Raw genomic sequence first — 23,431 nt, forward strand, 5'->3', positions numbered from 1 at the left:
GCAAGGTGGCTCGTGCTATCGGGAGTACGTCTCTCGTGCTATCAGGAGTACGAATCGCCCGCAAAGCCAGTAACGGCGCGGGTTCCCGCCTCCCTTAACTTACCTAACTTAAAACCTCTAACTTTTAATAAGAGCGTGCCGGTTCGGTGGATAAGTGCTGAAACCGGCTTTGAACCCCGCTTTCAAAACCGTTTGCCAGCAGGAGCAAGGCCATGATCATCGCCTTGCTCAACCAAAAAGGCGGGGTCGGCAAGACCACGCTCGCCACCCACATCGCCGGTGAACTAGCGATGCAGGGCAAGCAAGTCATCCTGCTGGATGCCGATCCGCAAGGGTCATCCCTGGATTGGACACAACGGCGCAGCCAGCAAGGGCTGCCCAGATTGTTCAGCGCAGTCGGCTTGGCAAGGGAAACCCTGCACCAGGAAGCGCCAGAACTGGCCAGGCGCTGCGATCACATCGTTATTGATGGTCCACCCAGAATCGCCGCACTCGCGCGCTCCGCGCTGCTGGCGGCCGACTGCGTGCTGATCCCGGTGCAACCCAGTCCTTACGACGTTTGGGCCAGCGCCGAGATGGTGGCGTTGATCCGCGAGGCCCAGGTCTTCAGGCCAACGCTGCGCGCGGCCTTCGTCATCAACCGGCGGGTCAGTACCACGGTCATCGGGCGCGAGGCGCGCAACTCGCTCGCCGATCAACCGCTGCCAGCACTGCGTGCGGAGATTCGCCAGCGTATCGTCTTTGCCGACAGCGTGGCCGCTGGTCGGCTTGCACGCGAACTGGTGCCGGACAGCGCTGCCGCGCGTGAGATCACTGCGTTGGTTGATGAGCTGCTGCGGTGGTCGCCATGACCAGCAAGCGCATCGCCATCGGCGCACGTCCACCGGCGAATCCGCAAGCCGAAGCCTGGATTCGCCAGGGTGAAGGTGCAGACATCAACAAGGGCGATCTCTACACCGCGCGCCTGACCCTCGACGTGACGCCCGCGCTACGCGCTCGCATCAAGGTCTCAGCTTTCACCCAAGGCACCACGGTGGCCGAACTGCTGCGCGCCTTGCTGGAACATGAGTTCCCGGAGAAGACACCATGAATACAAACACGCAGGTCCAACCAACAACAAGCGCGGCTGCGCCACCGCCATCGCTGCCCGCACTTACCGGCCAAGTCGGCAATGTGCCGCTGACCCGCGTGGCACTCGCTTACGTGGACAAGCGCATCAACCTCTATCTGCGCTTCGGCAACCCGGCGCGCACTATCCAGCTCGACCGCTGGCGGCGCAGCGCGGTGTTCCTGCCGGCGTTCATCTTCTGCCGCATCCGCTGGGAGTCCAACGACTACGGTACGACCCGCTGGCAGCTCATGGTGATGCAGGCCTGCACGCCGCTGGACGCAGTGCAGCGCATTCCCGGCATACACCCCGGCGCGCGCATCCTGCTGCACGCCGAAGGTGAACGACAGGTGCAGGCCGTGCTGCCATTGATAGACGCCATCGAAGCACTGGGTATCGCCCCCATCGACGTGTCGCCAGCGTACTGGCGCACGCTGGGCAACCGTCTCTCCGCACACCTGGCGCTGCCGCAATACACCGCCGAGCGGCATGCCGCCTGGCTCGCCGGGAAGGAATTGCAATGACTGCCAAACCTCGCTCGCGTCTGTGCGCTCACCTTGTGTTGGCAGTGCTGTCCACTTGCGGCCTTGCTGCGATGGCCTGGGCATCCTTTGCGATGCCTTCGGCACATGTCGTCTACAACCCGTCCAACAGTGTGCCGGTCGGCTGGTATCGCATCGAATCGGTCACTTCGCCAGCCGACTCGCTGCACGTCGGCAGCATCGTGCTGGCCCGGCTTCCGGCAGAAGCGGCCGCACTGGCTGCGCAGCGTGGCTACCTGCCGCCACACATTCCGCTGCTCAAACGTATCGGTGCGGTTGCTCCTCAAGACGTTTGCATCGTCAATGGTGTTGTGCGCATTGACGGCGTGCCGGTGGCCGCCGTGTTGCGCACCGACCGGATGGGGCGTCCGCTGCTTTCCTGGCAGCAGTGTCGGGCGCTTGCCGAAGGTGAACTGTTTCTGCTCAGTGTCACCAATCCGGCGTCGTTCGACAGCCGGTATTTCGGGCCGATTGCTGCATCCGCCGTGATCGGTACGGCGCAGTCGGTCTACCTGGAGAAGCAACCATGAAATCGACCGGCTGCATGCAGACTGACCGAGGATCTTTACGGCCTCGCTTTTGCGTTGACGTGCTATCGGACTTGTCGTTGCCGATGCTGGCACAACCTCATTGTGCGTGCAGCTTGAATGCATTTGCACCGCGCTTTGCCCTGCATCCGTTGCTGCGTTTGAGGAACAGTTCTTCGCACGCTTTCGCGCACGTTTGCGTGCGCCCCAACGTGCAGATGGCTTGCCCCGAGCGCGCCATGCCGCAGGCATGGTTGGCGCTCGTCGGCTGGCAGGCTGCGCGGGACGCAGCGCCGCCGGGGCACCGCAGACCCGTGCCGTCAGGCAGGGGGAAGGTGCAGGGCAAGATTGAAGGGTCCGGCACGCTGCCGGCCCATAAGCGAGTCTGCACGTGGGGTTGGCGCGGCACGCGCTATTTGGCGGCACCGTGCCGTCAAGTTCGCCAAAGCCTTGTGGGCATTGGCGAAACCGCGTGCATGGCACGCCCTGGTCGGATGGCCGTGGCTGGAGTATCCGCATGAGCAGGCGCGGCAACTCGGATGGTGAAGACCGTTTTAGCATCCGGCCCGGCGCACCCAAGCAGCGCGGCCAAGCCTTCGTCTCGCAGGTGCTGCGGCAGGCCAGCAAGGGGGCCAACTCGACTGGCCGCAAACCGGGAAAGACACCCGGATCACGTCTGGGGCGGGGCCATGTGGCTGCGCGCTTCACCGGGCAGTCGCTATCTGCGACCTCTCGGCGTGCCACCGTCAAGGTGCGGCTGGTCTACCTCAAGCAGGCCGGTGCGCGTTCAACCATCACGCACCTGCGCTACATCGAGCGCGAAGGCGTCGGCCGCGAGCAGGACGCCGGCAAGGCCTATGGGCCAATGACCGATGAAGCGGACTTGCCGGCTTTCGAGGAACGTGGCCGGGAAGTTCGGCACCAGTTCCGCTTGATCGTCTCGCCCGAGGATGCCGAACAGCTCGATGACCTGCGCACCTACACGCGCCACCTGATGGGCCGTATGGAGGCCGATCTGGGCAGCCGGCTGGACTGGGTGGCGGTGAACCACTGGAACACCGACAACCCGCACACGCACATCGTATTGCACGGCAAGGATGACACGGGCAAGGACCTCATCATTTCGCAGGCCTACATCACCCGCGGCATGCGCGAGCGCGCTGCGGAGCTGTCCACCGAATGGCTGGGGCCGCGCATCGAACTGGAGATCCAGCGCACACTGGTGCGGGAGGTCGATCAGGAGCGGTGGACCAGCTTGGACCGCACGCTGCAACGCGAGGCAAAGGATGGGCTGAACCATGTGGATCAGCCGGCCAGCGATCCGAATCTGCGACAGCAGCGCGTGCTACTGGTGGGTCGTTTGCAGCGGCTGCAACGCATGGGGTTGGCGAGCGAGCAACAGCCCGGCGTCTGGGTGGTTCACGCCGATGCCGAACCCGTGCTGCGAGCGATGGGCGAACGCGGCGACATCATCCGCACCATGCAGCGGGCCATGGGAGGTGCGCAGCGCGACCTGGCCGTGTTTCAGCCAGGCCAAGATAGCCGTTCCGTTATCGGCCGGGTAGCCGGTAAAGGGCTTGCGGACGAGCTGTACGACAAGGGCTATCTGGTAGTCGATGGCATCGACGGCAAGGCGCACTATGTGGCGTTGCCTGCCAAGATGGAGCTGGCGCAGTACCCGGTCGGCACCATAGTCGAAGCACGCGGTTCAGTCGAATTCCGGGCGGCTGATAAGAACATTGTCGCGCTGGCAGTCGATGGCCTCTACCGTACCGATCATCACCTCGCCGTTGCCAAGGCGCAGGCCACGTCCGGACGCGATCCGCACGAGGTGATCGATGCACATGTTCGGCGGCTGGAGGCACTGCGTCGGGCTGGCATTGTCGAGCGCATCGCCGAGGGCGTCTGGCGCGTGCCAGTGGAACTGCCTGAGCAAGGTCGGCAATACGACATGCAGCGACTGGGTGGCGTGTCAGTGGAGTTACGTTCGCATCTGCCCATTGAACGACAGGCTTTTGTGATCGGTGCGACATGGTTAGATCAGCAATTGATCGGCGGAGCCAGCGGCATCGCCGACAACGGTTTCGGCGGAGAGGTACGCAATGCGTTACGGCAGCGAGCCAACTTCCTGATCGATCAGGGACTGGCTGAACGACGCGGGCAGCGGCTAATCCTCGCCCGCAACCTGCTGGCGACACTGCGCGGCAGGGAGGTGGAGGCTGCGGGCGGGCGCATCGCGGCCGAAACCGGCCTGGCGCATCGGCCGGTGGCCGATGGCGAGCGCATCACCGGCGTCTACCGGCGCAGCGTCCAACTCGCCAGCGGCCGCTTCGCGATGCTTGATGACGGCATAGGCTTCAGCCTGGTGCCGTGGAAGCCAGTGATCGAGCAACGGCTGGGGCAGACTTTGACCGCCGTAGTGCGTGGTGGCGGGGTGTCGTGGGAGTTCGGGCGGCAACGCGGGCCGTCAATCGGCTGAGATGGTTCGGCTTTGCGTCTCTCAAGCCACAACCCAAGGCGAAACCGGCTGGCATTGGGATGCCAGCTCATCCACTACGACGCGCGCCTTGGTCGACAAATGCCGGGTTTGCAGCCACGAGGCGCGAATCGAAAGGGCCAGAGTTCTCTCTGGCCCTTTTCACGTTTGCTGTAGCACAAGCACTGACGCAGGTTTCCGGTGACAAGTTTGACCCAGAATTTAATTGACGCTGGCAACAAAGCGTCGACTCGCGGACTTTGCGACGCGCACTCATCCGAAAATTCACTTGCAAGGTGCCAATGGCGATGTTCTAATAAACGTTCGTTTAGTTTCAGAATCGCCCGACTCAGGAGGAATTCGATGGCTGAGAAAGCCCCCAAGAAGAAAAAGATGCGCGAAGAGGTGCTGGAACGGTCGGTTCCGCTCTTCGCAACGGTCGGATTTGACGGGGTTTCGATGCGTGATATCGCGGCTGCCGTGGGTGTGACGCCTGCCGCCCTCTACCACCACTTTTCGGACAAGGAGCAGCTCTATCTGGATGCGGTCGGCTATGCCTTCGAAGAAAAGGTGGGGCCCTTGAAGACACTCCTGGACGGTGGAGGAAATCCCTGGGAGCGGATCGAGGCATTCATCACGCGGCTTGCGAACCTACTCGCCGCCGAGCGGGACTTTCTACGCCTGATGCAATGGGTGCTGCTGGACAGCGATGAACGGCGCCAACGTAGCCTGGTGGACTGCGTTTTTAGAGACCTGTTCAACGCACTGCGCGATTTCGCCGCAGAACTCGCTCCGGGCCATGACGCCCATCGGCTTGCCGTTTCGATAATCGGCTTGGTGCTCTATCCCTTTGAAACCCAGTCGGTGCGACGTTTCCTGCCGGGCTACACCCACCAGCAGGAAGACCCCGAGGCCATTGCGCGGCATATCGTCGGCTTGCTACGCAACGGTCTCGGCGGAATCAACGAGGAAAATCCATAACAACGCCCTGTCTAGGGCAAACGTGCGGAGCAGACGTACCCTGCTCTATAACTGCAAGGAGAAGAAGCGATGAAACTACAAAAATGGTTAGTCCTGTCGGTACTGGTGATCGGCGCAAGTGCACAGGCGGCGGAAGACCCCGCGGCAAAGCCGGTCGAGCCGGCCAAGGTGTCCGTGCTGCAGAAAGCGGAGGAAGGTGCGAAGAAGGCGGCCGAGGAAGCCAAAGAGGCGACGCGCAAAGCCGCAGAAGCCGCCAAGCTGGCTGTAGATAAGGCTGAGCAGGCCGTCAGTGAAGCCTCGCAGAAAACCGCGGAAGCTGCCCGGCAGGCGGCACGGGATGCTGATGAAGCCGCCAAGCTGGCTGTACGCAAGACCGCAGAAGCCACTCGAAAAGCAACCGCAGCCACCAAGGAAGCCGCGCAGAAGGCCGAGGAAGCCGCTAAAAAAGCAGCCGTAGCCACCAAGGAAGCTGCACAGAAAGCCGAAGAAGCCGCCAAAAAGGCGGCCAAATCTGGCAAAGAGGCTGCGCAGAAAGCGGCCGAAGCCACGCGGGACGCCGCACAGAAAACCACTGAAGCCACCCGAGAGGCTGCCGACAAGGCGCTTGAGGCAACCAAGGAAACGGCTCGGAACGTCAAAGATGCCGTGACGAAGTAACCCTTATCGGGCAGGCTGCTTGCCCGATAAATTTTCACAGCGTTGCGCTTTCATTTTTTATTTTTATCACTGATCGAGAGGTATGCCATGTCTAAATCCAACACACCCAGTTCCACGACCAAAGACAAACTGATTGCCGACATAAAGCAGATTGTCGCCGATGCCGATGCGCTCTTGCAGGCTACTACCGATCAAGCCAGCGAGAAGGTCGCCGACTTGCGCATCGGCCTTCGGAAAAACCTGAAGACGGCCCAAGGCCGACTTGCCGAGTTCGAGGCCACCGCCGTCGACAAAACCACGGAAGCCATCCGGGAGGCACTGCAAAAAATCTCGGAAGCGGCCAATCAAGCGACTGTAGCCACCATGGAAGCGGCGCAGAAGGCCGAGGAAGCGGCCAAAAAAGTGGCGGGGTCCGGTAAAGACGCGGCCCAGCACGCCGCAGAAGCCGCCAGGGATGCAGCCCAGAAAGCAGTTGCCGCCACCAGGGAGGCCGCCAACAAGGCACTGGATGCAATGCAGGATTGGATGCGATGACGGAAATGGCCCGGAAGGCCAAAGACACCATCAACAAGTAGCTCTTGGCACGCACGACCTGGTCGCATCGGCGGACGGGTCGTGGAAGGCCCGCGCCTAGGCGACGCGATGAGGTAACAGCTATCGCAGCCACCAGGGCTGCTGGTATTTTTATGCGCGGCACCGCCATGACACCCGGTTGTTCAGGTCATCACTTCAGGAGGATCACTATCATGCAAAACGAAACAGGCAACAATATTGGCGGCAGTAACGATGCAGTGATGCTCGAAGCTGAAGTGCGTAGCGCCGTCGAGCAGGGTCACGATGTGCAGGAAATGGTGCGGCAGCTCACCTTGCGCAAGATCAGTGCGCGCTCGCTCGATATCGAATCCCTGCGACAGATCGCGCGTGCCGTGCTGAGCGGCGCGCGGGCCGGCGCACAAAAGGAGTTGCAGCAGTCAGCGGCACAAACCGAAATCATGCGGACACGCCTCAAACAGGCCGTCGCTGGGCTGGACGCGGCGTTGGCGCAGTTTGCCGAAGCCTCCAAACTGGCGGTGGAAGAAGCGGCGGTCCGGGCGCAGACATTTTCCCGTGAGGACCTCGCCCGTGCGCGCACCGACCTGGAAAGCCTGGAGGCGATGTTCCTGGAAACCCTGCAAAGCTCGGCCTCGGGTGCCAAGGATGCCGCAGGAGAAATCCTGTCCGATCTGGCGAGGCACGCCCGCCTCTATGGCTCCGCCGTGCGCGCACAGTTGAAGGAAACCCTGGCCGTCATCACGCACCAGCTTGGCACGGCGGGACGCACTCAGGTTGTTGCCGGCTTGCATCTGGCACAAGCCACTTCCGACCTGCTGCGCCAAATCGCTGCCGGCGTGCTCACCGGCCTGGCCGATCACGTCAAACCCGGCCATTCCCAAGGCAAGGGCAACTGATGCTGTGGCAGGCCCTGACCGCAGTGCGCGACATCGGCCGCCTGCATGACATCACCTCGATCCTGATCCGCTACGGCTTTGGCGACATGGTGCGCCGGATGGGACTGGCCAATGCCCTGGAGCGGGCCGGGCGGGCGCTGCACTGGAACGAAGCGCAGGAACTGGCTCATCTCGACCCGCCCGCCCGGGTGCGGCGCGCGCTGGAGGAATTGGGGCCGACCTTCGTCAAGCTAGGCCAGGTGCTTGCCACCCGCATCGACCTGTTCGAGCCAGAATGGATCGCCGAATTCGGCAAGCTACAGGACAGCGCACCCGCTGCCTCCTACGCCGGGATACGTCAGCAGCTCACCGAAGACCTGGGCGCACCGCCCGAGGAGGTGTTCGCCGCCTTCGACCCCGAGCCGCTGGCGGCCGCCTCCGTCGCACAGGTGCACCGCGCCCGCCTCGAAGACGGCAGCGAGGTGGTAGTCAAAGTACGTCGGCCAGGCATCCGGCCGATCATCGAAGCCGACCTGCGCTGGCTCGCCAGACTGGCGAAACTCGCTGAGGGGGAAAGTCCGGAACTGCGCGCCTTTCGCCCGCAGGAAGTGGTGCGCCAGTTTAGCCAGTCGCTGCGGCGCGAACTCGATTTCGCTGGCGAATGCCGCAATGCCGAGCACATCGCGGAGAATTTTGCCGGCTATACCGACAAAGACGAGCCCACCGGCGACGCCTCTGCCGAAGCTGCGCCTGAACCGCCTCCGGCGCTCCCAATCATCATCATCCCCCGCGTCTATTGGCAATGGACCGGCGAACGGGTGTGCGTGCAGGAATTCATAGCCGGCATTTCCGGGCGCAAGCTTGCCACCGTCGACGAGGCCGGCCTCGACCGCAAGGTCCTCGCCCGCCGGGGCGCGCACGCAGTGTTGAAGATGATCGTCGAGGACGGCTTCTTCCACGCCGACCCGCACCCCGGCAACGTGTTTTACCTGCCCGGCAACCGCATCGCCTTCATCGACTTCGGCATGGTCGGGCGGCTCACCGAGGTGCGCCGCGACCAGTTGACCGGCCTGCTGCTGGGGCTGGTCAAGCACGAGCCGCGCCGCGTCGCCGACGTGATGCTCGACTGGACCGGCGACGGCGCCATGGATGAGGACGGCCTGCTTGTGGAAATCCAGACTTTTGTGCAGCAGTACCACGGCGTGGCGCTCAAGCAGCTCCGGCTCGGTGCCATGCTCTCCGACTTGGTGGCCATTTTGCGTCAGCACCAGCTGGCCTTGCCGCCCGATCTGAGTCTGCTGATCAAGGCCTTCATCTCGCTCGAAGGCATGGGCCGCGAGCTCGACCCCGACTTCGACATGGCCGGCGAGGCGATGCCTTTGCTGGAACAGGCGCTACGGGCACGTTATGCACCCACTGCGCTCCTCCAACGCGGCTGGCGAGGGGTCAGCGAAGCGCTTTCCCTGGTGGCCGGCCTGCCCCAGGATATCTCCCGGCTGTTGCGCGCCGCCCGGCGCGGCCGGCTGGAAATCCACATTGACATCACGCACCTCAAGCGTGTCGGCAACCAGCTTGACAGCGCCGCCAACCGGCTGGTGGTCGGCATCGTCGTCGCCGCCCTCATCATCGGTTCCTCCATCGTCATGACGGTGCCCGGCGGTCCTACCTTGCTGGGGCTACCCTTCTTCGGCCTGCTCGGCTTCGTCGGCGCCGTCATCGGCAGCCTCTGGCTGCTGCTTTCGATCTGGCGTAGCGGGGGCAAGGAATGAGCGGATCGCAGACAGCGCAGGGGTTCGGTGCTGACCCGCTCATCGCGCTGGCGCTGGCGGCCGCGTTCACCCTGTTGGTCGCCCTGGCATGGCTTGCGCTGGTGCGGCAACGCAGCCGGGCGCGGCACCCGGCTTCGGACGTGCCAGCAGCGAGCGATGTCGGAGCCGCCCCGCCCAGAAAGATCGTCATCTTCTACTCGTCCATCGGCCACGGCCACATCAGCGCCGCGCAGGCCATCCAGGAGGAGATCGGCCGGCTGGCGCCGGGCGCGCGCGTGATCCTGCAGGACATCCGCGAGTTCATGCATCCGCTCTGGCGCTGGGTGGACGAGCGGCTCTACTGGTTCATCGCCGGCAATCTCCCGGAAAGCTTCGACGCGCTGTTCCATGCCCTGCAGGCGCGTGGCAACCGGGTGCCCTCGCTGGCATGGCTGTCCAACGACTACCCGGAAGACCAGGTGCGCGCCTTCCTGGAGGCGCAGGCGCCCGACGCGATCCTTGCCACGCATTACGGATCGGCGCAGGTGCTCGGAACCTTGCGCGAGCGCGGGCTGCTGGCGCAGGTGAACATCGGCTGGCTGCACACGGACTTCTTCGAAGGCTATTTCCCGCGCATCTCGAAACGGATCGACCGCACCTTTCTCGCCCATCCCGAGCTGGAAGCGCGCTGGCTGGCCGCCGGCGTGGCACCCGACAAGGTCACCACCAGCGGCATGCCGGTGCGCGTTGCGGCCGCCGACGGCAGAACCCGGGAGATGGCGCTCACGGCGCTGGGTCTCGCCCCGGATGCGCCCACCGTGCTCATCACCTCGGGCAAGGAGGGGGTCGGCGACTACGCGCTTGTGGTGGAGAGCCTGGCCCGCCACCACCAAGGCCCGCTGCAGATCATCGCCGTCTGCGGCGCCAACGCGCGCCAGCAGGCGCTGCTGAATGTGTTGCGGATGGCGCTGCAAAAACGCCTGCCGGAGCCGGTGGCGCTGAAGGTCTGCGGCCTGGTGCCGCACGCCGACCTGCTGGCCTGGATGCGCGCGGCCGACCTGTTGATCACCAAGGCCGGGGGCATGACGCCGGCCGAGGCCTTCGCCGTGGGCACGCCGACGATCCTGCTGGACGTGGTGAGCGGCCATGAGCGCGAAAACGCCGCCTTGTTCGTCCGGCTGGGGGTGGCCGAGCTGGCCGACACCCTGGCGCAGGCGGGCGAGCTGGCGGCCGCCGTGCTGGCCGACCCGCAGCGGCAGGCGGCGATGCGCCACGCCCAGCACGCCTTTCACGACAGTGCCGACCTCGGGCGCATCGCCCGCTTCGCGCTCGACCCGGCCCTGCCCGCGCCGGGTATGACGCCGGACTTCGGCGCCGAGCACGGTAGTGCCGTCACCGACATCGACGCGGCGCTGGCGCGGCTCCAGGCCGAGGCGCCCTGCGACATCGAGCTGCTGCTGTCCTACTCGACCGCCCAAACACCGCAGCGCGTGGTGCTGGAAAACCCGTTCGGGCACATTGCCATCCGCGTCGACAACACCGTCTACAGCGCCAACTATGTGGCCGTGCCGGGACACGACCCGAACCTGTTGCAGCACGTGACGCTGGCCGATTACCTGTACGGCGTGCAGCCGCCGTCGCCGTCGCAGGTGCACACCAACACCTACGGCATGGCCTACGGCCGCGAGACGCTGGGCTTGCGGGTGGCGGGCGTGGCGGCAGAGCGCAAGGCGGCGATGGTGGCCGAGGCGCACCGGATCGAAGATGAGTTTGGGCAAGGCCGCCTGCTGTGGGATCGCAGCGAGTTCAATTGCGCCGACGTGGTGGTGCGCATCCTGCGTGCGGGCGGCTACGACCGCTCGCCACCGCTGGGGCGGCGGTGGCTGCCGGTCATGCCGCTGGACATTTTCGAGGAAGCCCGGCAGACCTGCGAGGAAGACGCGTCCTTGTACATGGAACTGGTGGCCTACCGGCAGATACCGGGCGCCAACGCGGCCTATCGCTTCTCGCGTTTTCCGCTCTCGCTCGGGCAACCGCTGCGCTCGGTGGCGCGGGCGCTGCGCGAGGCGCCGCAAGAACCCCTCGAAGCGGCCGCGACCAAACAGCTGACCGGTTATTTCGGCGACCACCAGCTTTATTTCGAGGATCTGCGCGGCCACGGGGCTGGCGCCCTGGCCGACGATCCGGCGCATTTCAGCCGCGTGCAGCGCAGCTTGGCCGACGCCCTGGCGACCGACCTGCGGCGCTTGCTGGCGGCCCAAGCCAGACGGCCCCTGCGCGAGATCGGGCGTCTGGGTGAGCTTGATGGCGCCCAGGACATCCGGCGCCTGCTGGAGCGCAGCCTGGCGCTGGCGCGCATCGCCACCGAACGGGCCGACGAGGTGCTGCAAGACCGGGGGGCGCGGCGCATGCGGGCGCTGTTTACCGAACTCGTGGACGGGTACGGCCGGATCGGCGCCTGGCACCTGCGGCGCCAGGAGATCGAGGCCTATCTCAAGCGCTTCCAGGTCTTCGAAGCCGCCGTGGGGCGTGAATTCCCTGCCCGCCATGGCGCGCGGCTCGCGCGGGCCACGACGCTCCGGCGCTCACTGCGGTACGGTATCCGGCGTCTGTGCCGGCGCGTCGGTGGGCGGCACCGGCCCACGGGTCATGGGCCGGACAAGGGGGCAAGCCAATGAACGAACCACAAACCAGCAAAGCCCCGGCGGCAAGCCTGACGCCGCCCAAGCGGCCCCGGATCGGCCTGGCGCTGGGCAGCGGTTCGGCGCGCGGTCTGGCGCACGTCGGCGTGCTGCGCGCCTTGAAAGAGGCCAACATCGAGATCGACCTGGTGGCCGGCACCAGCATGGGGGCGGTCATTGGCGCTGTCTTTGCCTCGGGCAAGATTGACGGCCTGAGCGCCAGACTGCGCAATCTCGACTGGCCGGGCATCGTCGCCCTGCTCGACCCGGTGTTTCCCCGCTCGGGGCTGATCGACGGCCAGCGGGTCGCCGAATTCGTGCGCGCCCATGTGCCAAGCGCCCATATCGAGGGCCTGTTGCTGCCCTTTGCCGCGGTGGCCACCGACCTCATGACGGGAGAAGAAGTGGTGACCACGGCAGGCGACCTGACCGAAGCGGTGCGTGCCAGCATCGCCGTGCCCGGCATCTTTACCCCGGTGCGCAGCAACGGCCGCATCCTGGTCGATGGCGGGCTGGTCAATCCGGTGCCGGTGAGCGTGGCGCGCGCCATGGGGGCCGACCTGGTCATCGCGGTCGACCTCAACCACGACATCGTGGCGGGCCGGCTGTCCCACCCCGCCGCCCACGCCAATGGCAACGGCCATGGCCCCATCATGGCGCGCCTGCTGGAGAGCCTGCGGGCCATCAATAGCCCGGTGCTGGCGCAGTTCGAGGCCTGGCTGCACAAGCCCACTCTGGAGCCGCTACCAGGCATTTTCGAGGTGCTGCTCGCTTCGATCTACATCATGCAGGCGCGCGTCACCGAAGCCGACCTGCGGCAAACCCAACCCGACCTCCTGATCCAGCCGCCGCTGGGCGCGGTGCGCTTCATGGAGTTCGACCGCGCCGAAGAAATCATCGACATCGGCTACCGCAGCGCGGCCGAGCAACTGGCCCGCTGGACAAGAACGCCAACCCATGACTGACACGCATCCCATGAACTTCCCCGAGACCGTGATCGCCGGCGTCCACGCCGCCGTGGCGAGCACCCTGACCTGCGAGGCCGTGCCGGTCCGCGGCGCCTTGCGCCTGTTGCTGTTAGGCCAAAATACCCCTATCCGGGCACTGGTGACCTGCAGCCTCCATGCAGGGCAGCCTGGCATCGACGCCGGCACGGCGCTGGACCTGATCCACATCGGCCTGCAGCAGTTGCATGCCCACGTTGACGCGACGACCGGCGCGTCCGCGCTACTGGGCACCGGCGCCACCGTGCTGGCGGGTGACTACCTGACCACCGGGGCTTTTCGCTTGCTGGTGCGCTGCGCTGACCTGCAGGTCCTGGCCCTGGTTTCCGATGCGGTCAACCGGGCTTCGGAACTGGAGGCCACCCAACTGGGCCTGGATCCAGACGCCCGAGACGATCCGTCGCGGCTGTTGCAGACCCGGCAACAACTGGCGGCACCGCTGGGTGAGGCGGCCGGCGCCACAGGCGCCACCCTCGCGGGCTACCCGGAGCCGCTCGCCGGCACGGCCCGGCGTTACGGCCAATACCTTGTTTCAAGCCACGTTTTGCAACAGGAAGCCGATGCCATGGACATCTCCGAGGCACGCACGGCCCTGCAGGACGCCGCGCTCGATCTGTGCCGCCAGGCAAGGCGGGAAGCGCGGACCATCGCGGCGGCCACAGGCAATGGGCGCCCGCTCGAACTGGCTGAACTGATCGCGGCCAGCCTTGGCGCCAAGGCATCGGCATGCAAACCCAAAACTATTACCTCGACATCATCATGAAAGACCCTCTTGTGAAAAAAAGAAAAAACCTCCTCCTCTACTTGGCGCCGCTGGCGCTGGCCGCACTCCTGGGTGCTTGCGGCAAAGCGCCGGAGGCCCCTGCCGCATCAAATACGACCAGCCGCCCCCTGCCGGTCATGACCGCGTCCGCCGGGGCGCCGCTCGAATACACGGCGGTCGGCTCGGTGGTGTCGGACCAGCGCGTCGAGGTCGCCTCACGGCTGAGCGGCTATATCCGCGACATGCTGGTGCAGGAGGGTGACCGGGTGCGGCGCGGGCAGTTGCTGACCCGCCTTGACGCATCGGATGTGGAAGGCGGCATCCGCCAGGGCCAGGCGGCGGGCGGCGCGGCAGAGGCGGCGCTGCGCGATGCGCAGATTGACCTGGAGCGCTTCCAGCGTTTGTTCGAGCGCGGCAGCGTCTCGGACAACGAATTGCGCAAGGTGCGCCTGAAATTCGAGGCCGCGCGCGAGGCCCGTAACCAGGCGCGCGCCGGTCTCGACACGGCGCTGGCCCAGCGCGCCTACGCCGAAATCACCAGCCCGGTGGACGGCGTGGTGGTGGCGCGCCACAAACGAACGGGCGACCTCGCCCTGCCCGGCATGCCGCTGCTGACCCTGGAGTCGGGCCGCGGCCTGTTGTTCGAGACCTTCGTGGCGGAGGGCCAAGTCGCCGCCATCGCGGCCGGCCAGCCGGTGCAAGTCAACATCGACGGCGTGCCCGCGGCGCTCAAGGGCACGGTGAGCCGGGTGGTGCGCTCGGGCGACCCGGTCTCGCGCAGCTACCAGGTCAAGATCACCCTGCCCGAGACGGCGGGGCTGATGCCCGGCATGTTCGGGCGTGCGGCGTTCGGGCTCGGTGCGAGCCAGGCGCCATTGGTGCCCAGACAGGCGTTGGTCGAGCGCGGCGGGCTCACCGGTGTCTTCGTGGTTGATGCCGAAGGCCGGGCACGCTTTCGCTGGCTGCGCATAGCCCGCGAGTGGCCCGATCAGGTCGAGGTGAGTGCTGGTCTGGCCGCCGATGAGCGCTTCGTGGCAGCGGCTACACCGGCCCTGCGCGAGGGCGACCGCGTCACCGCCGCGAAGGAGGCGCAATGAGCCAGCACAAGCTCAACAGCGCCGGCCGCCTGGCGAATCTCTTTGTCACCTCCAAGCTGACCATTTTGTTCATGCTGGCCTGCATCCTGCTGGGGCTGCTGGCCGTGACGCTGACCCCGCGCGAGGAAAACCCCCAGATCGTGGTGCCCGGCGCCCAGGTATGGGTGACACTGCCCGGCGCCTCTGCCGAGGAGGTGGAGGAACTGGTGATCCGCCCGCTGGAGGGCATCGTCAAGCAGATTGCCGGCGTTGATCACACGTATGCGACCGCCATGAATTCGATGGGCGTGTTGATGGTGCAGTTCAAGGTCGGCGAGGACAAGGAAAAATCGCTGGTCAAACTCTACGACCGGGTGCTGGGGCAGCGCGAGCGCCTGCCTGCGGGCGCGGGCGAGCCGCTGATTCGCAGCGTGGATGTGGACGACGTGCCCATTGTCACCGTCACGCTGGCCTCCGAGATCTACGACGATTACGCCCTGAAGCGTCTGGCCGACCGCCTGATGGAAGGACTGCGCAGCCTGGACAAGGTCTCTGCCATTTCCGTCAAGGGCGGGCGCGACCGGGAACTGCGCATCGAGCTGGACCCGCAGCGTCTGCAAGCCTTCGGCGTCACGCTGGACCAGGTGCATGCCACCCTGCGCGCAAGCAATGTTGCCGCGCCCCTGGGAACGGTGGTGCAACAGGGCCAAAACCGCCAGGTGTTCCTGGACGGCTTTCTCAGCTCGGCGCAAGACCTCAAGCGCGTGATCGTGGGCAGCCATGCCGGGCGCCCGATCTATCTGGGCGATGTGGCACAGGTCGTCGACGGCCCGCCGCAAGAGCGCACGCACCTGAGCCGTCTTGCATTTGGCCCGGCCGATGCGCGCTTTGGCAAGACGCAGCAGGCGGAGATGCCGGCCGTCACGCTGGCAGTGGCCAAGAAAGCCGGTAGCAACGCCGTCTTTGTTGCCAACGATGTGCTTGAGCGCATCGATCGGATGAAGGCCCAATTCGTACCGGCAGGGGTCGAACTGGTCGTCACCCGCAACGACGGCGAGAAGGCGGATGCCGCCGTGTCCGGGCTGATCGAGCACCTGGGTATCGCGGTGCTGGCCGTGTTCCTGGTGACTGCTGCGTTCCTGGGTCTCAAGGAGGCACTGATCGTGGGCGTGACCGTGCCGCTGATCCTGGCCCTGACTCTGGGCGCTGCCTATCTCTTTGGCCTGTCCATCAACCGCGTTTCGCTGTTCGCGCTCATCCTGTCTCTGGGGCTGCTGGTCGATGGCGCGATTGTCGTGATCGAAAACATCCACCGCAACTACAGCCGTCTTGGCAAGCAGGACAAACGGCTGGTCACGGTGCAGGCCACCAACGAAATCGGCAACCCCACCAACCTGGCGACGCTGGCGGTCATGCTGGTGTTCGGCTCGCTGCTGGTGGTCAGCGGCATGCCGGGGCAGTATTTCTACCCCGTCGCTTTCAACGTGCCGGTCGCCATGGCGGCCTCGCTCTTGGTGGCCTACGCGGTGGTGCCCTGGGCCGCCAACCGCTGGCTCAAGCCCGGTGAAGGGCACGATCTGGAAGACCACGATACCCAGGACCGCCTGCATCGTTTCTACCGTCATGTGATGTCGCCGCTGGTGGATCGCTCGCGCAGCCGCTGGCTTGCGTTCCTGTTGGCGGGATTGGCCATTGCCGTATCGCTGTTGCAACCGGCCTGGCAGTTCGTGCGCCCGTCCGGTTTGGGCGGGCCGCAGTCCTGGTTCGGCGTCGAGCTGGCCATGATGCCCAAGGACGACAAGAACACCTTCAACATCACCTTGGACATGCCCGCGACCGCGCCGGTGGAGGCGACTGATCGGTTCGCGCGCGAAGTCGGTGCGCTGCTGCGCGAGAACGCCTACGTTCGCAACTACCAGAGCTGGATCGGCGAGGCCGGCGTGATCGACTTCAATGGCTTGCTGCGTGGTTCCGGCAATAAGCAAGGGGCACACGTCGCCGAGATCCGCGTCAACCTGCTGAACAAGGCTGATCGAAGTAAGACCTCGATAGCCATCGTGCGCGAATTGCGGCCCACACTGCAGGCTATGGCCGCGCGTTACCCCGGCAGTACGGTGCAGTTGGTCGAGGACCCGCCCGGGCCGCCGGTGCGCGCCACCGTGCTGGCCGAAATCTACGGCAAGGACTTGCAACAACTGCGCACGCTGTCCGCGCAGGTCAAGGCGGCCTTCCAGCAGACGCGCGACATGGTGGAGGTGACCGACTCCGAGGCCCAGGACGTCCACCAGTACCGCCTGACGGTGGACCGGGAAAAGGCCGCGCTGTCCGGGCTGAGCGTGGCCGAAGTAGCCGTCGCGCTGCGTCGCCTGATCGACGGCGAGGAAATGGGTCGGGCCCGCATCGCCGGCGAGAAGAACCCCGTGCCCATCCGCTTGCAGATTCCCCGGCGCCACCAGATCGACCCCGCGCTGCTGGCACGCGTGTCTGTGACCAACCGGCAGGGCCAGCGGGTGCCGCTGTCCGAGGTGGTGCAAGTCGTCCCCGGCTCAGTCGACCGGGCGATTTCGCACAAGGATGGCGAACGCGTCACCTACGTCGGCGGCGAACTGGAATCCACCGCCCCTGTGTACGCCGTGCTTGACCTTGACCGGCGACTGGACGGCTTGCTGCTCGCCGATGGCAGCCGCCTCACCACCGGCAACCTGCGCCTGAACCCGGTCGCGCCCGACACCCTGGAGGGCCCCCGCCTGCTGTGGGACGGCGAACTGCGCATGACGCTGGACACCTACCGCGACATGCTGGGCGCGCTGGGCCTGGCGCTCACCTTCATCTTTCTGGTGCTGGTGGCTTATTACCGGTCGTTCAGCCTGCCGCTGGTTGCCATGGCGGCGATCCCGCTGGGACTGGCCGGCATCTTTCCGGGGCACTGGCTCATGGGCCCGCCCTTCACCGCCACCTCCATGATCGGCATCATCGCCCTGGCTGGCGTGGTGGTGCGCAACTCGCTGCTCATCATCGACTTCGTGCTGGACTACCGGCGCCAGGGCATGGACTTGCGCGAGGCCATCCTCGAAGCTGGGGCGGTGCGCCTGCGGCCCATCCTGCTCACCGCTTTGGCCATCGTGCTGGGCAGCGCCGTGATGCTGAGCGACCCGGTGTTCGGCGGGCTGGCAATCTCGCTGATTTTTGGCACGCTGGCATCCACCGTGCTCACCCTGATCGTTGTGCCGCTGTTGCTGTATCTGCTGCTGCGCTACAAGGACCAGAACGAAGCAAGCCTGAAAAAAGGAACCCCATGAACCGCTCGATAAAAATTCGCGGCCTGTTGCCGCTGGCGGCTCTGGCCGCTGCGCTGCTTGCCGGCAACGCCGCCGCCGAGTCCCTGCAACAGGCATGGGACATTGCACTGACCGTTGACCGTGGGCTCAAAGCCTCACGCGAAAGCACCGCCGCCGCGTCCAGCCTGCTGGATGCGGCCAAATCCGCCCGCCTGCCCAACCTGGCGCTGGAGGCGGGCTATACCGCCCTCGATAAGGCACCGGCGGCCAGGGTTGATTTTTTTGGCCAGTCGCTGCAAATGCCGCTGGCGCAAAAGGACAGCGCCGCCTACCGCGCCATGGCGACGCTTCCGCTCTACACCGGTGGTCGCATTGAGCGCGGCATTGACGCGGCCACGGCAGGCATGGATGCGGCGCGGCTGGGCGAAACCGCCGATGCACAGAACCTCAAACTGCGCGTGGCGGATGCCTATGTCAACGTGCTGCGCGCCAGCCGCATGCTGAAGGTCACTGAGAGCCACGTCGCCAGCCTGCAGGCCCATGCGCGTGACGTGGGCAACCTGCACGAGCAGGGCATGGTGGCCAAAAGCGACCTGCTCTCTGTGCAGGTGGCCCTGGCCGATGCGCGCCAGCGCCATCTGCAGGTGGCCAATGGGCTGGATCTGGCGCGCGCCGCCTACAACCGCCTGCTGGGGCGGCCGCTGGATCAGCCCGTCGCGCTCGACGACCTGTCGCCCGAGACGGCGCAAGAGCCGCTCCCCGCCCTGAGCGAGCGGGCACTGGCCCGGCGCAGCGAGCTGGCGGCACTGGCGCGTCAAATTGAAGCGATGCGCCACCAGGCCGCCGCCGTGCGCGGCGAAACCGCCCCGCAGGTCGCGCTGTCCGGCGGTTACGGCTACCAGGAGAACCGCTATCAGGTGCATCAAGGGCAATGGATGGTCACCCTGGGGGTCAAGTGGAGCCTGTTCGACGGTGGCGTGGTCAGCCACCGCGCCAATGCTGTCGAGCGCCAGGCCGCGGCATTGACGGAGCAACGCGATGAGCTGGCCTCCATCATCGCCCTGCAGGTCCGCCAGACCTGGCTGGACGTGCAAGAGACCCGCAAGCGCCTCATCGTCACCCAGTCAGCCATCGCCCAGGCCGAGGAGAACCTGCGCGTGGCGCGCGACCGCTATGCCAACGGCCTGTCCACCCATACCGAAGTGCTCGATGCCGAGACCTTGCGCACCGGCAGCGAGGGCAACCACGCCAATGCGCTGTCTGATGCCGCACTGGCGGGGTTGCGGCTGAAGCGCGCCACGGGTGAGCTCTGAGTCTGAGGAGATGGATACCATGAAAACACCCTCAAAACGCTGGCTCGTTCCGATGACGGTGGCCCTGCTTGCTATCATGGGCCTGACCGTCTGGTGGTTTCTGCTGCGCCAGCCGCCACTGCCCGCTGGCATGATCCAGGCCAACGGTCATGCTCGATGACGGCATGGGGTTCAGCTTGGTGCCATGGAGGCCGGTTATTGAACAGCGACTTGGACAGCAACTCGCCGCAACGGTGCATGGAGGAGGAGTATCTTGGGAAATTGGACGACAGCGAGGGCCTTCGGTCATTTAGCTAATTTTTCCGCCCGTTTTGTATTCTGACCAAACCAGTCGGAGGGTGCCACACCTTCCCAACGCTTGAATGCCCGTCTGAAGTTTGCTATTTCTGTATAGCCCAGTAAATAGGCCACTTCCTTGACAGTGACTTTCTTTCTGAGCAGTTCCAATGCCATGCGGTGCCTGACTGACTCAGCGACTTCTCGGTAGGAAGTTCCTTCCTCGATTAGGCGGCGATGCAGTGTCCGAGGTGTCATGCCAAGCAACCGCGCGCAGAATGTGAGTGTTGGAAATGAAGGGCTGCGCTCAAGAATAACACCCTCCAGTCTTGCGCTCGCGCTTTTGTTACTTCGGAGTGTCTTGAACTCATCGGTACAGATGCGCACAGCTTCTGCCAGCACCAGCGCATCATGTTTTGGTACGTCTTCTTCTGCTGCCGACAGGGCAAAAGACAAGCCCGACCACTTCTGACCATACTGAACCTGACAGCCAAAAATATCTCGTGCCAGTGCAGAATGAGGTGGTTCGGGAAAGCTGAAGCCAACCCTGCTGCAGGCACTGCCATGATGAATCAAGTCATCTGCGATATTCTTGACCGCCACCATCGCGATTTCGGTCACCGGGTTGCTTGCAGGGCCCAAACCCAATACGGGCTCGAAAAAGACCTCGAACGCCCCATTCGCCACGCGGGTCCGAATGTCGATGACACCCGTTCTGAGGCTGACTAAACGCTCGACGATTTGCATGGCTTCCCGGATGTTGGCGCTTGCCGCAGCCGCCATACCGACAATGCCGTGACTGCCTGGAATCAAACGACAACCGGCTAGCACCCCGAAGCCTGACTCCCCTGACCGAGCGATGGCCGCGGTCACGAGTTCTCCGAGTTTCTCAATCGGAATCAAGGCCGTCGCATCGACCAGATCCCGCTCCTTGAGCTCCGAAATAGCCAGCCACGCAGCCAAATCGACGCCAAGCTCAACCGCCTGATCCGCGATTTGCCGAAGATAAGTGACGCGTACGTTTGTGATGTGCACCGGTTGTCTCACTCATACTATTTGTACTTGGTCACGAAAAACGCCTCGTTTTTTCGCCTTTTCGTTGGAAGAAAGAACTGCGATTGTTCCACGCGAACCCCGCATAGTGGATGCACTTGTCAATACTTGTCAATAACTGACCCCCGTTTGTCAGTTTGAACACTCACGACCTCAAGGGCGCGCGTGACATGCTAGAAGACTAAAAAACATTAGGAGACAACTGCGATGCGTTCTTTACTCAGGCGGTCCTCACACGAGGCCGAAATCAATGGCAAAACCATTACCGTCCAGCCCGATGAAACCCTGCTGCTGGCAGCGTTGCGGCAAGACATTCACATCCCTTCCATCTGTCGCGTCGGCGGCTGCGGTACTTGCAAATGCAAACTCAAGGGCGGCAAGGTCGAAGAGCTGACCGAGACCGCCTACCTGCTGTCGGAAAAGGAAATCGCCGACGGCTTCATTCTGGCCTGCCAGAGCCGCCTGCGTAGTGATGTCAAGATCGAGCTGGACCAAGAAGGCGCGATCGACGGCCCTCCAGTCAAAGGCGTGGTTGTCGGCAAGCAGATGCTGACACATGACATCGCCCGTATCGACATCCGGCTGGACCAGCCCATCCGCTACCGCGCCGGCCAGTTTGCGGAAGTTGCGCTGCCCGCACTGCCCGATTGTTCTCGTAGCTATTCTTTCTCGACTGCACCAGGCAACGACCGCCAGGTGAGCTTTACCGTGCGGCGTGTGCCTGGTGGACGCGTATCCGGGCATCTGGTCGACAAGGCACAGGTGGGCGAGTCCCTCACGGTCCGTGGCCCCGGCGGCCAGTTCTGGATGCGCCCGGGCCAGGCTCCGGTGCTCATGGTGGCCGGCGGCAGCGGTCTGGCCCCAATTCTGGCAATGCTGGAAGACATGAAAAACCGTGGCGACCTGCGCCCCGTCACCCTCTTATTCGGCGCACGCGCCCAGCGGGACTTGTACGCGCTGGACGAACTGGCCGCCTATTCCGCCAGTTGGCCAAACTTCCGATTCGTTCCGATTCTGTCGGAAGCAGACGCTTCACAAGCCTGGGAGGGCCGCACGGGTCTGGTGACCGAGCACATTCCAGAGCTTTTGGGCAGCGCCACCTCAGCCTACCTGTGTGGCCCACCCGCCATGATTGACTCGGCCGTCGCGGTCTTGCGAAAGCAAGGCATTACTGATGAGCACCTGCACGCGGATCGCTTTGTCGATCAGGCTCCAAAGCTGCATACCGGCTTCTATGGAACTGTCGGTTTGCCCGAGGTTGAACGCGCACCAGCAAACATACTGGACTACCTCAAATTTTTCCTGGTGCACCTGGTCGGCGTGGGAGGGGTCTTGTCCATTCTGGCTGGCGGCGTCTACACCAGTTTGGGGCTGCTGGGGCTTCTGATGTTCTACATCGGCGGCGACGCGTTGCTGGGCCGCGATACACGCACCCCGGAGTATCGGTCGCCTTGGATCCTGACCGTGCAGCTTTGGCTGGCCCTGCCGCTGCTGGCGCTCGTGATGTTCAGCTACATCTGGACCCTCTCGCCGGGAGATCCCTTGGGCTTCGGCGCCTGGATCAGCGGTCTTACCGGATACGACGTACTCGCCGCCCGGGCCGGCACGGGCTTTTGGCATCACTTGGCGGGCGGCGTGCATGCTGGCCTGACGATCGGTCTCCTGGGTACGGTGACTGGCCATGAACTGACACACCGGACATGGGACCCTGTCTCGCTGCTCGTCGGGCGCTGGCTGCTGGCCTTCAGCTACGACACCGGGTTTGCCATCGAGCATGTCTACGGTCACCACCGCTACGTCTCGACAGAACATGACCCCGCTACGGCCCCACGCGGACGTAACGTCTACTTCCATGTGGTGGCCTCCACCATCAAGGGCAACATCAGCGCCTGGCGCCTCGAAACCGAGCGTCTGATGCGCAAGCACCACGAAGTCCTGTCCCCGCGCAATGCCTACATCCGCGGCGTGCTCATGAGCGTGCTGCTGGTGGCCATTGCCGGCTGGATGGCCGGCTGGTCCGGTGTGCTGGCCTTCACCGGATGCGCGCTGTTCGCAAAAGCCCTGCTTGAAATCGTGAATTACATGGAGCACTACGGCATGGTGCGCATCCCGGATCAGGCGGTGCAGCCTCGACATTCGTGGAACACCAACGCTCGCATGAGCTCCTGGGCCATGTTCAACCTCAGCCGGCATTCTCACCACCACGCACAGGGCGAGGTGCCCTATCAGGACCTGATGCCGCTGTCAGACGCGCCCATGATGATCAACGGGTACTTGGCCACCATCGTGTTCACCCTGGTTCCTCCGCTATGGCATCGCCTGATGACGCCCAAGCTCATCGAATGGGATCGGCTCTACGCCACCCCTGAGGAGCGGGCGCTCGCCCTGCGGGCCAACCAACGCAGCCACCTCAAGGCTCTGCGGGACTACGACCCGCGCCGCTGGAACACCGCCGCCGCCCACTGAGCGGCCCACGGCCCCCTCATTCCTGTCAGGTCCGGGACCCCTGGTCCCGCAATGG

General features: G+C 64.7%; 19 protein-coding genes and 1 pseudogene. 19 read left to right on the top strand and 1 reads right to left on the bottom strand.

The window, feature by feature from the left end:
• Nucleotides 1-212 precede the first annotated feature (212 nt).
• The 18 genes and pseudogenes from parA to PNAP_RS26020 form a co-directional block, all read left to right on the top strand.
• Nucleotides 213-851, top strand: a complete 639-nt coding sequence (gene parA / locus PNAP_RS20755) for a ParA family partition ATPase (protein WP_011797831.1) — start codon at nucleotides 213-215, stop codon at nucleotides 849-851.
• Nucleotides 848-1,090: a hypothetical protein gene (locus tag PNAP_RS20760; RefSeq protein WP_011797832.1), complete on the top strand. Its 243-nt coding sequence runs from the start codon at nucleotides 848-850 to the stop codon at nucleotides 1,088-1,090. Before parA ends, PNAP_RS20760 begins: the two co-directional genes overlap by 4 nt.
• Entirely contained in the window at nucleotides 1,087-1,632 is a 546-nt protein-coding gene (locus tag PNAP_RS20765) for a DUF2840 domain-containing protein (RefSeq protein WP_011797833.1), read from the top strand. The genes PNAP_RS20760 and PNAP_RS20765 overlap by 4 nt, the downstream gene beginning before the upstream one ends.
• Nucleotides 1,629-2,180, top strand: coding sequence for a S26 family signal peptidase (locus PNAP_RS20770; protein ID WP_011797834.1), 552 nt, complete (start codon nucleotides 1,629-1,631; stop codon nucleotides 2,178-2,180). The genes PNAP_RS20765 and PNAP_RS20770 overlap by 4 nt, the downstream gene beginning before the upstream one ends.
• Before the next feature lie 514 nt (nucleotides 2,181-2,694).
• Complete coding sequence (locus PNAP_RS20775; RefSeq protein WP_011797835.1) at nucleotides 2,695-4,656, top strand: relaxase/mobilization nuclease and DUF3363 domain-containing protein; 1,962 nt, start codon at nucleotides 2,695-2,697, stop codon at nucleotides 4,654-4,656.
• Nucleotides 4,657-5,016: 360 nt separating this feature from the next.
• Nucleotides 5,017-5,634, top strand: a complete 618-nt coding sequence (locus tag PNAP_RS20780) for a TetR/AcrR family transcriptional regulator (protein ID WP_011797836.1) — start codon at nucleotides 5,017-5,019, stop codon at nucleotides 5,632-5,634.
• A gap of 69 nt (nucleotides 5,635-5,703) precedes the next feature.
• Nucleotides 5,704-6,291, top strand: a complete 588-nt coding sequence (locus PNAP_RS20785; protein ID WP_011797837.1) for a hypothetical protein — start codon at nucleotides 5,704-5,706, stop codon at nucleotides 6,289-6,291.
• An 87-nt stretch (nucleotides 6,292-6,378) separates the two neighbouring features.
• On the top strand, nucleotides 6,379-6,825 hold the full coding sequence (locus PNAP_RS20790) for a DUF883 domain-containing protein (RefSeq protein WP_007182752.1): 447 nt from the start codon (nucleotides 6,379-6,381) through the stop codon (nucleotides 6,823-6,825).
• A gap of 212 nt (nucleotides 6,826-7,037) precedes the next feature.
• On the top strand, nucleotides 7,038-7,739 hold the full coding sequence (locus PNAP_RS20795) for a DUF6781 family protein (protein WP_007182751.1): 702 nt from the start codon (nucleotides 7,038-7,040) through the stop codon (nucleotides 7,737-7,739).
• On the top strand, nucleotides 7,739-9,487 hold the full coding sequence (locus PNAP_RS20800) for an ABC1 kinase family protein (RefSeq protein ID WP_007182750.1): 1,749 nt from the start codon (nucleotides 7,739-7,741) through the stop codon (nucleotides 9,485-9,487). Before PNAP_RS20795 ends, PNAP_RS20800 begins: the two co-directional genes overlap by 1 nt.
• On the top strand, nucleotides 9,484-12,144 hold the full coding sequence (locus tag PNAP_RS20805; RefSeq protein ID WP_007182749.1) for a UDP-N-acetylglucosamine--LPS N-acetylglucosamine transferase: 2,661 nt from the start codon (nucleotides 9,484-9,486) through the stop codon (nucleotides 12,142-12,144). Before PNAP_RS20800 ends, PNAP_RS20805 begins: the two co-directional genes overlap by 4 nt.
• Nucleotides 12,141-13,112, top strand: coding sequence for a patatin-like phospholipase family protein (locus PNAP_RS20810; protein ID WP_007182748.1), 972 nt, complete (start codon nucleotides 12,141-12,143; stop codon nucleotides 13,110-13,112). Before PNAP_RS20805 ends, PNAP_RS20810 begins: the two co-directional genes overlap by 4 nt.
• The gene (locus tag PNAP_RS20815) at nucleotides 13,105-13,914 is read left to right on the top strand and encodes a polyprenyl synthetase family protein (protein ID WP_007182747.1); all 810 of its coding nucleotides are present in this window, start codon (nucleotides 13,105-13,107) and stop codon (nucleotides 13,912-13,914) included. Before PNAP_RS20810 ends, PNAP_RS20815 begins: the two co-directional genes overlap by 8 nt.
• Nucleotides 13,878-15,011, top strand: a complete 1,134-nt coding sequence (locus PNAP_RS20820; protein WP_007182746.1) for an efflux RND transporter periplasmic adaptor subunit — start codon at nucleotides 13,878-13,880, stop codon at nucleotides 15,009-15,011. The genes PNAP_RS20815 and PNAP_RS20820 overlap by 37 nt, the downstream gene beginning before the upstream one ends.
• Nucleotides 15,008-18,289 carry an efflux RND transporter permease subunit gene (locus PNAP_RS20825; protein ID WP_011797839.1) on the top strand — a complete coding sequence of 1,094 codons (3,282 nt, stop codon included), beginning with the start codon at nucleotides 15,008-15,010 and terminating at the stop codon, nucleotides 18,287-18,289. The genes PNAP_RS20820 and PNAP_RS20825 overlap by 4 nt, the downstream gene beginning before the upstream one ends.
• Entirely contained in the window at nucleotides 18,286-19,581 is a 1,296-nt protein-coding gene (locus tag PNAP_RS20830) for a TolC family protein (RefSeq protein ID WP_011797840.1), read from the top strand. The genes PNAP_RS20825 and PNAP_RS20830 overlap by 4 nt, the downstream gene beginning before the upstream one ends.
• 19 nt (nucleotides 19,582-19,600) lie before the next feature.
• Entirely contained in the window at nucleotides 19,601-19,741 is a 141-nt protein-coding gene (locus PNAP_RS27240; protein WP_157040450.1) for a hypothetical protein, read from the top strand.
• Nucleotides 19,731-19,874: pseudogene (locus PNAP_RS26020) on the top strand (DUF3363 domain-containing protein); the annotation flags it as partial. The gene PNAP_RS27240 and the pseudogene PNAP_RS26020, both read left to right, overlap by 11 nt.
• Here the strand turns inward: PNAP_RS26020 and PNAP_RS20835 are convergent.
• Entirely contained in the window at nucleotides 19,867-20,892 is a 1,026-nt protein-coding gene (locus tag PNAP_RS20835) for an AraC family transcriptional regulator (protein WP_011797841.1), read from the bottom strand. The pseudogene PNAP_RS26020 and the gene PNAP_RS20835 overlap by 8 nt on opposite strands.
• Before the next feature lie 225 nt (nucleotides 20,893-21,117).
• Between PNAP_RS20835 and PNAP_RS20840 the strand changes: the two genes are divergently transcribed.
• Entirely contained in the window at nucleotides 21,118-23,376 is a 2,259-nt protein-coding gene (locus PNAP_RS20840; protein ID WP_011797842.1) for a fatty acid desaturase, read from the top strand.
• Nucleotides 23,377-23,431: the final 55 nt, after the last annotated feature.

The sequence above is a fragment of the Polaromonas naphthalenivorans CJ2 genome (genome assembly GCF_000015505.1).
Lineage (GTDB): Bacteria > Pseudomonadota > Gammaproteobacteria > Burkholderiales > Burkholderiaceae_C > Polaromonas > Polaromonas naphthalenivorans.

Bases quoted from the DNA above. Each gene is read 5' to 3' on its own strand.
- PNAP_RS20840 (WP_011797842.1), top strand. From the start codon at position 21,118: ATGCGTTCTTTACTCAGGCGGTCCTCACACGAGGCCGAAATCAATGGC.
- parA (WP_011797831.1), top strand. From the start codon at position 213: ATGATCATCGCCTTGCTCAACCAAAAAGGCGGGGTCGGCAAGACCACG.
- PNAP_RS20785 (WP_011797837.1), top strand. From the start codon at position 5,704: ATGAAACTACAAAAATGGTTAGTCCTGTCGGTACTGGTGATCGGCGCA.
- PNAP_RS20770 (WP_011797834.1), top strand. From the start codon at position 1,629: ATGACTGCCAAACCTCGCTCGCGTCTGTGCGCTCACCTTGTGTTGGCA.
- PNAP_RS20760 (WP_011797832.1), top strand. From the start codon at position 848: ATGACCAGCAAGCGCATCGCCATCGGCGCACGTCCACCGGCGAATCCG.
- PNAP_RS20780 (WP_011797836.1), top strand. From the start codon at position 5,017: ATGGCTGAGAAAGCCCCCAAGAAGAAAAAGATGCGCGAAGAGGTGCTG.
- PNAP_RS20795 (WP_007182751.1), top strand. From the start codon at position 7,038: ATGCAAAACGAAACAGGCAACAATATTGGCGGCAGTAACGATGCAGTG.
- PNAP_RS20805 (WP_007182749.1), top strand. From the start codon at position 9,484: ATGAGCGGATCGCAGACAGCGCAGGGGTTCGGTGCTGACCCGCTCATC.
- PNAP_RS20820 (WP_007182746.1), top strand. From the start codon at position 13,878: ATGCAAACCCAAAACTATTACCTCGACATCATCATGAAAGACCCTCTT.
- PNAP_RS20810 (WP_007182748.1), top strand. From the start codon at position 12,141: ATGAACGAACCACAAACCAGCAAAGCCCCGGCGGCAAGCCTGACGCCG.
- PNAP_RS20790 (WP_007182752.1), top strand. From the start codon at position 6,379: ATGTCTAAATCCAACACACCCAGTTCCACGACCAAAGACAAACTGATT.
- PNAP_RS20815 (WP_007182747.1), top strand. From the start codon at position 13,105: ATGACTGACACGCATCCCATGAACTTCCCCGAGACCGTGATCGCCGGC.
- PNAP_RS20830 (WP_011797840.1), top strand. From the start codon at position 18,286: ATGAACCGCTCGATAAAAATTCGCGGCCTGTTGCCGCTGGCGGCTCTG.
- PNAP_RS27240 (WP_157040450.1), top strand. From the start codon at position 19,601: ATGAAAACACCCTCAAAACGCTGGCTCGTTCCGATGACGGTGGCCCTG.
- PNAP_RS20825 (WP_011797839.1), top strand. From the start codon at position 15,008: ATGAGCCAGCACAAGCTCAACAGCGCCGGCCGCCTGGCGAATCTCTTT.
- PNAP_RS20765 (WP_011797833.1), top strand. From the start codon at position 1,087: ATGAATACAAACACGCAGGTCCAACCAACAACAAGCGCGGCTGCGCCA.
- PNAP_RS20800 (WP_007182750.1), top strand. From the start codon at position 7,739: ATGCTGTGGCAGGCCCTGACCGCAGTGCGCGACATCGGCCGCCTGCAT.
- PNAP_RS20775 (WP_011797835.1), top strand. From the start codon at position 2,695: ATGAGCAGGCGCGGCAACTCGGATGGTGAAGACCGTTTTAGCATCCGG.